We start from the raw sequence: 9,035 nt of genomic DNA on the forward strand, positions 1-9,035 counted from the left end.
CCGGCCGGGTTGGACGGTCGGGTATCAATCGGTCGGTTTGTTTATTGTAGGTAGCCTTACCTGCCAGTAAGAGGATCTTAGTACGGGTGAAGGACGGGGCTGATTGTCTAATTACCATAAAATACCAGGTTAAAGCAGGAGTGGCTTCTTCATAAAACACGGTTTTATTGTTAATGTTTTGGCAATGTTTTTACCTGAGAAGGTTGCTTTTTTTGCTTGGGTAGGATAAGGTTATTGCCAAGGTTAAGGTTAAAATAAACTATATCTGTACTAGAGAGAGCTGCACATAAGTCTAAAGTAATAGTCGAGGTAATGGAAGGGAGGCTTTATGATGTTAGATGCTGGCGCCAATTATCTAGCTGTGATCAAAGTAGTCGGAGTAGGAGGGGGCGGCACCAACGCCGTCAACCGGATGATTGAAGCCGGCTTACGCGGCGTTGAATTTATAGCCTGTAATACGGATGCACAGGCTTTATTAATGTCTGACGCCGATTACAAAGTACATATTGGCGCGAATCTAACAAAAGGCCTAGGAGCAGGGGCCGACCCGGAGATCGGATTCCAGGCGGCAGAAGAAAGCAGAGAGGATATTAAGGAAGCACTGCAAGGCGCAGATATGGTTTTTATTACTGCAGGAAAAGGCGGCGGCACCGGAACTGGGGCCGCGCCGGTTATAGCGGGGATAGCCAAGGACATAGGGGCATTAACGGTAGGAGTTGTTACGCGGCCGTTCAGCTTTGAGGGAAGAAAACGTTCGATGCAGGCCGATGAAGGCATTATGAAGCTCCGTGAGAAAGTCGACACCTTAATCATTATTCCTAACGATAGGCTGCTTCACGTAGCCGAAAAGAAGACCTCGATTATCGAAGCATTTAGGATGGCCGACGACGTACTTCGTCAGGGTGTCCAGGGTATAACCGATTTGATTACCGTTCCAGGCTTAATCAACCTGGATTTTGCCGATGTCAGGACTATTATGTCTGACGCAGGCTCGGCGCTTATGGGTATCGGCGTATCAAGCGGCGAGAACCGCGCCGTTGAAGCCGCAAATAGCGCTATCGCAAGTCCGCTGCTCGAGGCGTCCATCGACGGCGCGCAGGGTGTTCTTCTCAATATCTCGGGCGGCTCGGACCTCGGTCTCTTCGAGGTAAACGAGGCCGCGGAAGTTATCGCTAATGCGACGCATCCGGAAGCAAACATCATCTTCGGTGCGGTTATTGATGATACACTCGGTGACGAGGTACGGGTTACCGTCATCGCAACGGGGTTTGATCTCAGAAAGCAGGATAAACTCGAGTTTGTACAAAAAGCAACTCCCGAGGAGTCGTCTTCAACTATCCCAACGTTTGACACGGAAGACCTAGATATCCCGACATTCTTAAGAAGAAGATAGGGAGCGTTTGGTTCCCATATCGTGACGATGAATTCTACAACCGCCCGCGGTAAGCCGGCGGTTTTCTGTTTTAAGGGTCCAGAGGCCGGGGGCCAGAATCCGGAATGGTGTGGGCCGAGAGAGTGAGTCTTAGTAGGCAGTAGGGAGTATGCGGTAGGCAGGGTGCTTATGGAAAAAGATATAAGTACACATATAAATACATATAATACAGGTAATTATGGCCTCACGTTTGAAAAGTCGGGCGGGGTTGATTATTTTATTTCGAGGCCTCTGCTTGATGAGCATAATATCCTTGTAGTGTTTACGACGCGGCGGGGTGGCGTGAGCACCGACCCATATGCATCGCTTAACCTTGCGTTTCATGTTGGGGACAATCCGGACAATGTGATTAAAAACAGGGATATAGTCTGTCGCCGGCTCGGCCTGGATGCTGCTCGCATGGTATGTGCCGAGCAGGTCCACGGCGCCGAGGTGGCGGTCATTGGCAAATTTGAGGCCGGACGGGGGGCCGTGTCCCTTAAGGATTCTGTCCCCGGCGTCGATGCGCTTATTACCGCCGACCCATTCATCCCATTAACCTTGTTTTTTGCCGATTGTGTGCCGGTTGTTTTGGTTGAGCCAAACAAACGCGTAATTAGCGTCGTTCATGCCGGCTGGCGTGGAATGTATGGGGAAGTTATCGGAAACTCTATCCGCATGATGGTTTCGACATACGGGGTGCACCCCAGTAACTTTACTGCGTTTATCGGCCCCGCAATCGGCGGTTGCTGTTATCAGGTAGGCGCCGACGTTGCAGAAAAGTTCTCGCATAAATTCACACATACCGCAAGCTGGTTGAATGGTACTACTCTACACCTAAAAGAGCTTAGTAAGTTGCAGCTTATTGAAAACGGTATTCCCCCCGGCAACATATACCGGTGTGACGGCTGTTGCTCGTCGTGTCGCAATGACCTGTTTTTTTCATATCGTGCCGATGGCGGAACAACAGGGCGTCAGGCGGCTATTGCCGCAATCCTTCCGGATGGAGCATAATTGACGTATTTAAAAAGGCGGTTATAATCTTACTAATATTCCAGTGCGCAAGATCGAATTAACCAAGAATGAAACATGAACCAACTATGATGCGCCGGGTATCATTTTTATTTTTAAAGAGGAGATAGAATGCCCCGAAAAAGTTTTCACGACGAGCTGGACGAACTTAAGCGCGACGTGCTGATGATGGGAAGAATAGCCAGGCAAGCGATAGAGAACGCGGTCAAAGCGGTTGTTGAATGCGATGTTGAGCTTGCTGAAGAAGTTATAAAGATGGACGATCGCATCGACCTGCTCAACTACCAGATAGAAGAGCATGCCATGGAGATTATCGCCAGGCAAGCCCCGGTTGCAAGTGATTTGCGGTTGTGCTGGACGACCATGTTTATCGCGCTACACCTCGAGCGCATCGGTGACCTGGCCGTTAACATGGCAAAGGGCGCAAAACGGTCGTGCCCGATCGACGGCATGATCGCACCGGTCGGCCAGAGCATAAGCGATATGGGCGATGAGACGTTATGCATATTCGACCTTTGCCTTAAGGCGTTTGAGGAGCGAGACGTCGAGCTTGCCCGCAAATTAACCGGCATGGATGATGTCGTGGACCGCATGCATCGCAACATGTTTGAGCAGCTCTCCCGGCATCAAGGTAACGAGTCGATGCAGTGGATAGGAAGCATTCTCCTCGCAAGCCGTTTTCTGGAGCGCGTCGCCGACCACTGTGTCGATATCGCGGAGAGAATCGATTACCTGGTAACGGGACAGATACCTGACGGCCGCGAAATCGAATAATTTAATGCAGGAATTAGCGTTTTTGTGGCGAAAATTACATAGATATGTCAATTGACGAAAACATCCGGTCGGTACGTAAACGAATAGAGGGTGCCGCCAAACGAAGCGGGAGAAGCCCGGACGAAATAACATTGGTGGCGGTAACCAAAAATCATACGGTTTCCGAAATCCAGCAGGTAATCAATAGCGCGGTAACAAATCTTGGGGAAAATAGAGTGCAGGAGCTGTTGCCGAAACGCGAGGCGTTAGGGGATGTGGTTGCTTGGCATTTTATCGGTCACCTACAAAGAAATAAAGTAAAGTATATCATCCCATTAATTTACCTGATACAATCAGTAGATAGCATAGCGTTAGCCAGGGAGATTAACAAGCAGTGTCGCGAACTCGGCAAAGTTCAAGACGTCCTGCTTGAAGTCAATGTCTCCGGGGAAGCTAGCAAGTACGGATTCTCACCCGAAGAAGTGCTGTTCGCCGTGGACGAGCTGGCACGATTTAAGAATGTACAAATTAAGGGCCTCATGATGATGGCGCCTTTTATAAGCGATATTGGACTTTTGCGCCTATACTTTGCAAAAATGAAAGAACTATTCGATAATTTATCTAAGCGGCAAGGGCCGAATTTCGAGATGCTTTCTATGGGTATGACCAACGACTTTGAGATAGCAATCGAAGAAGGCTCAAATATGGTACGGGTTGGAACAGCTATTTTTACACCTTAGGGAGGAGAACATATATGCGTGAAAATATGTGGCGCAAGACATTGAACTATTTCAAACTAACAGAAGAGGAACCCGTTGAAAGCACATTTGAAGACCTCGATGAAGACGATAGTTTCGAGGACTTCGACCAGACGCCGACTGTGCGCAAGATAACGCGTTATCCCGATTTAGAGCGAGCTTCTCACAAATCGGGCCCATTGCGCTCAATCGCACCGCCGCCACAACTAAAAGTGGAGATCTTTGAGCCAAGCAGTTTTAACGACTGCCAGAAGATCGCAGATAAATTCAAAGCCGATATCCCCGTCATAATCAACCTGCAAAGAAGCGATACCGAACTATCAAAACGGCTCATAGACTTTGCCAGCGGCTTGACCTATGGTCTCAATGGTGGAATGCAGAAGATAGCCGATAAGGTCTTCTTGCTCACGCCGAGTAACATTGATGTCTCGGCTGAAGAGAGAAGACGCCTGCAAGAAAAAGGATTTTTCAACCAGCTCTAGGGGGATTCGCTGTTGCTTGAAGGTAAGAAACTCTCAATTATTGGGGCCGGGCAGATGGGCGAAGCTCTGTGCGGGGGCTTTATCAAGTCCGGGATAGTTCAAGCCGGGCAGATCATCCTCAATGATGTAAATACCGAGCGCCTCAAAAGTCTGAGAGATGCATATCAAACAGAGTTCACAACCGAGACTGTCGAGGCTGTTAAAGATAGCGATATAGTGTTACTGGCGGTAAAACCGCAGCAGATCGATCAGGCACTAACCGGTGCCAAAGATGGCTTTCGGGAGGACCAGATTGTTATATCTATCGCTGCGGGTGTCCCGACAGAAAAACTACATCGCTTAATCGGCAAAGACGCGCGAATCATTCGCGTAATGCCTAATACGCCGGCCCTGGTCGGGCAGGCTATGTCGGTGGTCAGCCGTAGTGCGTACGCTGATGACGAAGCTGTGGAAGTTGCGTTGCGACTTTTCTCTTCGGTGGGCGAGGCGGTTGAGCTTCCAGAGGATTTACAGAACCGGGCAACCGCCGTTAGCGGCTCGGGGCCCGCATATTTCTTTTTAATGGTCGAGGCGCTGATCGATGCCGGAGTAAAAGCCGGATTGGATGAGAGCGCTGCAAGCACGTTAGTCATACAAACAATGACCGGCTCCGCAACCATGCTGCGGGAGATCGGCAAGAAACCCAGTGAACTAAGGGAGATGGTAACATCACCGGGCGGCACGACAGCTGCGGCTTTACAGGTATTTTCGAATCATGAATTTAGGTCTATAGTACAAGAAGCAGTAGAAGCTGCAATTCGAAGAGCCGGGGAACTGGCTTAAGTTGGAGGAATCAGTACGTGCCGTTGAACATTGTCTTTAGGATAATCGATGTAATATTTCAACTTCTGTATATCTTTATCCTTGTAAGAGTGGTGTTATCGTTTATACAGGTTCCGGTGAATCATATCACCAGGCCGATCCTTAACTTTATTTACGACATCACCGAGCCAATCTTGAAGCTCGTTAGAAATATAATACCGCCGATCATGGTTGGCGGGATGGGGCTGGATCTGTCGCCGGTTATAGCGCTGATCCTGCTCAACATCATACAGACGATAATTCATTCTGTTCTCAGGCTCATATTCGGTATGTAACACATAATGTAACAGATGCTATAACAATAGTCGAAGGAGGATATGTAGATGAAGTTAACACCGCTAGACATTCACCAGAAAGAATTTCGCAGAGCTATTCGTGGCTATGGCGAAGAAGAAGTAGACAAGTTTCTAGATGATGTCGCAGAAGATTTTGAACGTCTGTTCAAAGAAAACATTGAACTGAAAGAGCGGTTTGAAAAAGCAAAGCAAGACCTGGAAGGCTATTCGGGGATGGAGAAAACCCTGCAGAACGCGCTGCTGACTGCCCAAAAATCGGCAGATGACGTTACCGTTCATGCCAATAAAGAAGCAGGGCTGATCGTGAGAGATGCCGAGCTTAAGGCCAAAGAGATAATCCAGGAAGCATATGATCTAAAAAGTAAATATGAGGCGACCCTAGGTAGTCTCAAACAAGCCGAAGAGGAATTTCGGACCAAGTTTAAGTCGATGTTGGAGTCATATATCCGGATTGCGGATAGCACCGCCGTTCTTGCCGATATAGGCAACAACATCGTGGGGATTAATGACAAAGCATCCTCTGAGCTAGAGAAAATAATATCGGAGAGAATAGTCTCGATGCCCGAAATCGATAGCCAGGTGTCTGAGAATGAAATCTCAATTAGCCCAGGCATCCTGGATATCCCGGATATTCCGAACACTCCAGAAATTCCTGAGGTGCAGGAGATCCCAAAAATCGGGATGGTTGAGATGAATAAGGAGCAGCCGCAGGAGCCCAAGCCGACAATGCCGGACAGCTATGTCGGCGAGACGTATGTGCTGGATAATTTTATCGAAGACACATATCCGGATATGACGGATCCCTTGTCAAAAAATAACGGTAACGACTTGGTGAGAAATCCTGTTAAGAATGCCAAGAAAGATACATTTAGCGGCAAGCCGGACACTTCTGATTTTGATAGCTTAGCTTTTTAGCCTAAGAAGCTGATTGATGTGTATGCAAGCCCCTATAGTAATGGAACGTTGTTGAATGTATGGATTCAGCCGAGGGCTTCCAGGACAATAATCGTGGGAGTGCACGGCGATAGCATTAAGATTGCCGTGAAGTCGCCGCCGGTTGAGGGGAAGGCAAACGAGGAGTGTATTGAGCTTTTATCACACATTTTGGGTTTGCCAAAACGCCAACTTGCGATAAAATCAGGACATCAGGGTAGACACAAGACTATCTATATAGAAGGAATGACCCCTGAAAAAATCGTGGCAGGTTTAGAGGGCGCTATGAAAGGCATGTAGCGCTCTATAAAGGGTTCGTGGGTGTCGGAATTAATGAGTAATACCATAGATAAAAATTTGCAGGAGTTCGTCCATTCGTATGTGAATTCGTTGGTTGTATGGGCTGTTATTGTATTTTATCATCAGAATCCGGGTGTTCGGGATAGATGCGCCGACCTGGCGCGACACCTGGGACGACGCGAGGACGATATCGAGGCAGCCGTTGGGCATCTCGCCGGCAAAGGTTTTTTAAGAAAAGAAGGGGACGGGGCCGAGGCGATTTTCATATACGAACCCGATTCGGGTTTACGCTGTAAAGTTAACGCATTTGTAGACGCGCTCGAAACCCGCGACCTTAGGTTGTGGGTTTTATCCGAGGTGCTCGGCAAGTAGCACGCATAAGTTTTTTTATCAGATGTTATATCAGCAACCTTTCTCGCTGTAGTGAGAGAGGGCTTTTTCTTGATAGGACAGGTCTAGAAAATGGGTCAGCCATCAGCTTTTACGTGAGTCGAGAATGAGGGCTTTAGTAGGCCTGGCAATCACCCCGCCCTTTCTGCGGGAGGCCTGGGCTTTTACGTGAGTCGAGAATGAGGGCTTTAGTAGGCAGTAGGGAGTAAGCAGTGCGTGGGTTGAGAGTGTGTGGGCTTTTAAGAACAGTATCCACTAGCTGTCATTCTGAACGAAGTGAAGAATCTAGAGAGCAGCAAGCATTAACAAAAGCACGAGTGTTTAAGCTTAGATAAAGCCTACTATTGATGATGGTTTTAGCTGAGAGCTGACAGCTGAGAGCTAATAAACGAGGTGAAGGGGGCATAATGAACGAACCGGCTAAACCTGATTACAAGAGCACGTTGAATTTGCCGCAGACCGATTTTCCGATGAAGGCAAATTTGCCGCAACGAGAACCGGAAATGCTTAACTTCTGGAGCGATATCGATCTATATAAAGCGATTCGCGAGGAATCGTCGGGGCGCAAAAAATTTATTCTCCACGATGGGCCGCCGTACGCCAACGGCAATATCCACGTGGGCACCGCCATGAATAAAATCCTTAAGGACATGATCGTAAAATACAAAACGATGGCGGGTTTCGACAGCCCGTACGTGCCCGGATGGGATTGCCACGGTCAGCCGATCGAGCATAATGTCGAGAAGCAACTTGGGGAAAAAGCCAAGACCATCTCGCAGGTCGAGTTCAGGAAGCTCTGCAAGGACTACGCCCTGAGTTTTGTGGATAAGCAGCGCGAGCAGTTCATGCGGCTTGGCGTAAGCGGTGACTGGTTCGATCCGTATCTGACGCTTAACCATAAGTATGAAGCGGCTAATGTTGAGGTATTCGGCGAGCTTTATAAAAAAGGGCTCGTATATAAGCGGCGCAAACCCATTCACTGGTGCATTACCGACCAGACCGCGCTTGCCGAGGCCGAGATCGAGTATAAAGAGGAGGCATCCCCTTCGATCTACGTGAAATTCCCCTTGAAAAGCGAATTTGAGCCGATCAAAGAATTTAGCGAGCCAAAGTTTGTCGTAATCTGGACGACAACGCCGTGGACGCTTCCGGCAAACGTCGCCGTAGCGGTCCACCCGGATGCCGCATATATCGCCGTAAAAACCGGGGGCGAGATACTCATCTTTGCGGATGCAAGGTTCGAGGAGGTCGCGCCAGAGATAGGAATATCCGATTACGAGACCGTTGCGCATTTTAAGGGCTCGGATATGGAGTATCTAAAGTGCGAGCACCCGCTCTTCCCGGAGAAGGAATCGGTGGTCGTGCTTGCCGACTACGTCGGGTTGGATACCGGAACGGGTGCTGTGCACACAGCCCCCGGACACGGCCAGGAAGACTACATGACCGGACTAAAATACGACCTTCCGGCCCCGATGCCGGTGGATGCGACCGGTCATTTCACCAAGGAGGCCGGCCGGTTCGCGGGCATGTATATCTACGATGCCAACAAAGAGATTCTTGATTTCTTAAAAGCAAAAGGGCTTCTTGCGTATAGCACCGAGATCACGCACGCGTATCCCTGCTGCTGGAGGTGCAAGAATCCGGTTATCTTCAGGGCGACCGAGCAGTGGTTTGTGTCGATGGAAGCAAACAACCTGCGCGGTGAGGCCATGAATTCAATAAACAATGTAAGGTGGATACCTGATTGGAGCATCCGGCGCATTACCGGTATGGTTGAGGGCAGGCCGGATTGGTGTATCTCAAGGCAGCGCTCCTGGGG

11 protein-coding genes are annotated in these 9,035 nt (G+C 49.1%); all 11 read left to right on the forward strand.

Annotation, left to right across the window (positions count from 1 at the left end):
• Positions 1-331 precede the first annotated feature (331 nt).
• Entirely contained in the window at positions 332-1,393 is a 1,062-nt protein-coding gene (gene ftsZ / locus COY37_RS10475) for a cell division protein FtsZ (protein ID WP_353682466.1), read from the forward strand.
• Between the two features lie 168 nt (positions 1,394-1,561).
• On the forward strand, positions 1,562-2,425 hold the full coding sequence (gene pgeF, locus COY37_RS10480) for a peptidoglycan editing factor PgeF (RefSeq protein ID WP_286679020.1): 864 nt from the start codon (positions 1,562-1,564) through the stop codon (positions 2,423-2,425).
• Between the two features lie 129 nt (positions 2,426-2,554).
• Positions 2,555-3,217: a phosphate signaling complex protein PhoU gene (phoU, locus tag COY37_RS10485; RefSeq protein ID WP_286977523.1), complete on the forward strand. Its 663-nt coding sequence runs from the start codon at positions 2,555-2,557 to the stop codon at positions 3,215-3,217.
• Positions 3,218-3,261: 44 nt separating this feature from the next.
• Positions 3,262-3,936: a YggS family pyridoxal phosphate-dependent enzyme gene (locus COY37_RS10490; protein WP_286679018.1), complete on the forward strand. Its 675-nt coding sequence runs from the start codon at positions 3,262-3,264 to the stop codon at positions 3,934-3,936.
• A gap of 14 nt (positions 3,937-3,950) precedes the next feature.
• Positions 3,951-4,436, forward strand: coding sequence for a cell division protein SepF (locus tag COY37_RS10495; RefSeq protein ID WP_286679017.1), 486 nt, complete (start codon positions 3,951-3,953; stop codon positions 4,434-4,436).
• A 12-nt stretch (positions 4,437-4,448) separates the two neighbouring features.
• On the forward strand, positions 4,449-5,258 hold the full coding sequence (proC, locus tag COY37_RS10500) for a pyrroline-5-carboxylate reductase (protein ID WP_286679016.1): 810 nt from the start codon (positions 4,449-4,451) through the stop codon (positions 5,256-5,258).
• Between the two features lie 17 nt (positions 5,259-5,275).
• Positions 5,276-5,572, forward strand: coding sequence for a YggT family protein (locus tag COY37_RS10505; protein ID WP_286679015.1), 297 nt, complete (start codon positions 5,276-5,278; stop codon positions 5,570-5,572).
• Between the two features lie 48 nt (positions 5,573-5,620).
• Complete coding sequence (locus COY37_RS10510) at positions 5,621-6,508, forward strand: DivIVA domain-containing protein (RefSeq protein ID WP_286679014.1); 888 nt, start codon at positions 5,621-5,623, stop codon at positions 6,506-6,508.
• A gap of 51 nt (positions 6,509-6,559) precedes the next feature.
• Positions 6,560-6,826 (forward strand): DUF167 domain-containing protein, encoded by a 267-nt coding sequence (locus tag COY37_RS10515; protein ID WP_286679013.1) that lies wholly within the window; start codon positions 6,560-6,562, stop codon positions 6,824-6,826.
• Between the two features lie 33 nt (positions 6,827-6,859).
• The gene (locus COY37_RS10520) at positions 6,860-7,198 is read left to right on the forward strand and encodes a hypothetical protein (RefSeq protein WP_286679012.1); all 339 of its coding nucleotides are present in this window, start codon (positions 6,860-6,862) and stop codon (positions 7,196-7,198) included.
• Positions 7,199-7,623: 425 nt separating this feature from the next.
• Positions 7,624-9,035, forward strand: a 1,412-nt coding sequence (locus COY37_RS10525) for an isoleucine--tRNA ligase (protein WP_286977528.1), incomplete at its 3' end; no start/stop codon positions are given.

The sequence above is a fragment of the Candidatus Aquicultor secundus genome (assembly GCF_002791875.1).
Taxonomy (GTDB): domain Bacteria; phylum Actinomycetota; class Aquicultoria; order Aquicultorales; family Aquicultoraceae; genus Aquicultor_A; species Aquicultor_A secundus.

What these genes read in the sequence shown, in the direction of transcription:
- ftsZ (WP_353682466.1), top strand. Translation starts at nt 332, where the DNA reads ATGTTAGATGCTGGCGCCAATTATCTAGCTGTGATCAAAGTAGTCGGA.
- pgeF (WP_286679020.1), top strand. Translation starts at nt 1,562, where the DNA reads ATGGAAAAAGATATAAGTACACATATAAATACATATAATACAGGTAAT.
- phoU (WP_286977523.1), top strand. Translation starts at nt 2,555, where the DNA reads ATGCCCCGAAAAAGTTTTCACGACGAGCTGGACGAACTTAAGCGCGAC.
- COY37_RS10490 (WP_286679018.1), top strand. Translation starts at nt 3,262, where the DNA reads ATGTCAATTGACGAAAACATCCGGTCGGTACGTAAACGAATAGAGGGT.
- COY37_RS10495 (WP_286679017.1), top strand. Translation starts at nt 3,951, where the DNA reads ATGCGTGAAAATATGTGGCGCAAGACATTGAACTATTTCAAACTAACA.
- COY37_RS10510 (WP_286679014.1), top strand. Translation starts at nt 5,621, where the DNA reads ATGAAGTTAACACCGCTAGACATTCACCAGAAAGAATTTCGCAGAGCT.
- COY37_RS10520 (WP_286679012.1), top strand. Translation starts at nt 6,860, where the DNA reads ATGAGTAATACCATAGATAAAAATTTGCAGGAGTTCGTCCATTCGTAT.